This window comes from Corallococcus sp. AB045 (assembly GCF_003668895.1).
Taxonomy (GTDB): Bacteria; Myxococcota; Myxococcia; order Myxococcales; family Myxococcaceae; genus Corallococcus; species Corallococcus coralloides.
Genome location: NZ_RAWN01000403.1, coordinates 1 through 2,282, shown reverse-complemented (window position 1 = coordinate 2,282; position 2,282 = coordinate 1). Strand labels below are relative to the sequence as shown.

The 2,282-nt window shown below is 69.9% G+C and carries 2 protein-coding genes; both read left to right on the top strand.

What is annotated here, in order from left to right:
* A partial coding sequence (locus tag D7Y21_RS41085; protein WP_233612503.1) for an Hsp70 family protein occupies window positions 1-1,874 on the top strand: 1,874 nt, incomplete at its 5' end.
* Window positions 1,875-2,011: 137 nt separating this feature from the next.
* On the top strand, window positions 2,012-2,282 hold a 271-nt coding region (locus tag D7Y21_RS41080; protein ID WP_147469537.1), incomplete at its 3' end, for an AMP-binding protein.

Below are 2,282 nucleotides of genomic sequence, written 5' to 3'. Positions count from 1 at the left end.
GAGACAGGGACTACACCGTGCCCGCCCCGGCGGCGGCCCCTGCCCTGCCCCCGGCCACGGACGCCGGCGCCCCGGCCCGGATGGACGCCCCGGCTGCTCCGGCCGCGCCCGCGCTGGAGATGGTGACGGATGCGTCACTGGGGCTGAACACCGAGGAGCCTCCCCGGACGGGGCCGGTGATCGGCATCGACCTGGGGACGACGAACTCGTGCGCCGCGATCGTGCGCGGCAACAAGCCCGGGGTGATGCCCAGCCGCGAGGGCCACAACACGGTGCCCTCCATCCTCGCGTTCAACCAGCGCGGCAGGCTGGTGGTGGGCCACCCCGCGAAGGGGCAGATGCTCACCAACCCGCGCCAGACGGTGTACGGCGCCAAGCGGCTGGTGGGCCGGCCGTACGCGTCGCCCATCGTCGGGCAGATAAAAGACCGCTTCCACTACGAGATCGCCGCGGGCCAGTCCGGCGAGGCGGCGGTGCGGTTGGGTGACCGCATCTATTCGCTCCAGCAGATCTCCGCGCTGATCCTCCGCGAGGTGCGCGAGGTGGCGCAGAACCAGCTGGGCCAGATGATCTCCCGGGCGGTCATCACGGTGCCCGCCTACTACAACGACAACCAGCGGCACGCGGTGCGCGAGGCGGGCAAGCTCGCGGGCCTGTACGTGGAGCGCATCCTCAACGAGCCCACGGCGGCGGCGCTGGCGTACGGCTACGGCAAGAAGCTGAACCAGCGCGTGCTGGTGTACGACCTGGGCGGCGGCACGTTCGACGCGTCGGTGCTGGAGCTGCACGACACCGTCTACGAGGTGATCTCGACCGGCGGCGACACGTTCCTGGGCGGCATCGACTTCGACAACGCCATCGTGGAGTACCTCCTGGAGGAGTTCCAGCGGCAGACGGGCCGCGCCTTCCAGGGGGACCGGGTGGCCCTGCAGCGCATCAACGACGCGGCGGAGCGGGCCAAGTGCGCCCTGTCCGAGCGCTCCGAGATGCGGGTGCACGTGGCCTTCATCACGATGATCGACAACAAGCCGTACGACCTGGACGTCACGCTCTCGCGGCAGAAGTTGATCGCCCTGACGGAGGGGCTGGTGGACCGCACGGTCCAGGTCTGCGAGGAGGTGCTCCAGGCCAAGGGGCTGAAGCCGCAGGACATCGACGAGGTGATCCTCGTCGGTGGGCAGAGCCGCTTCCCGCTGGTGCACGAGAAGATCACGAAGTTCTTCGGCCGGCCGCCCAGCAAGGGCGTGCACCCGGACGAGGCCGTGGCGCTGGGCGCGGCGCTGCTGGCGCACAGCCTGGGGCAGATGGAAGGCGTGGTGCTCATCGACGTGCTGCCCATGGCCATTGGCGTGGGGCTGCCGGGTGGGCGCTTCAAGCCGGTGCTGGAGCGCAACGTGTCGCTGCCGGCGGCGAAGAGCTACACGCTCTCCACGCACCGGGATGGGCAGACGGAGCTGGAGCTCACCGTCTTCCAGGGCGACTCCGAGCGCGCGCAGGACAACGAGTACCTGGGCACGCTGCGGCTCGCGGGCCTGCCGAAGAAGCCGCGCGGCGCGGTGCAGGTGACGGTGACGTTCGAGGTGAACAACGAATCGCTGCTCAAGGTGACCGCGAAGGAAGGCACCACGGGGCGCGAGGTCGTCAGCACGTTCACCACCCGCGATACACCGGAGGCGGTGAAGGCGCGGCTGGCGCAGGAGGAGCCCGCGCCGGCGCCGGTGCCTCCGGTGGTGACTCCGGGGCGCGCGGCGCCGGTGGCGCGCAAGGTGGCGGCGCCCTCGCCCGTCGTTCTGGAGGCGGCCCCGGATGCGGCAGTCGTGTCAAAGCAGAAAGGTTTCATGGGGTGGTTGAAGGGACTGTTCAGCCGCGCGTGAGGGCGTGTCGGGTCCCTGCTCCCCGAGTGGGCTGGCGTCGCAGGCCTCCCGTGTTTCATCACCGGGAGTGCCTACGGGATTGAGCAGTCGGGCTGCTATGAAGTGTCGAAATTTTCGACACATGGACGGCCCCCCCCGTGACCGACCTCCCCCAATGCCTTCCTGGCGTACTGCTGAAGCTTGCCCAAAAGCCGACCGCCCGGGCGCCGCTCTACACATTCCTAGGAGACGACGGCGAGGAGATCGTCTGGAGCGCGTCCGACCTGGACGTGCGAGCGCGGCGAATCGCGACGGCGCTGCGTGAGCGAGGCGCGCAAGGCGAGCGCGTGTTGCTGCTGTACCCGCCGGGGCTGGACTACATCGCGGGCTTCTTCGGCTGTCTGTACGCGGGAGCGGTGGCGGTGCCCG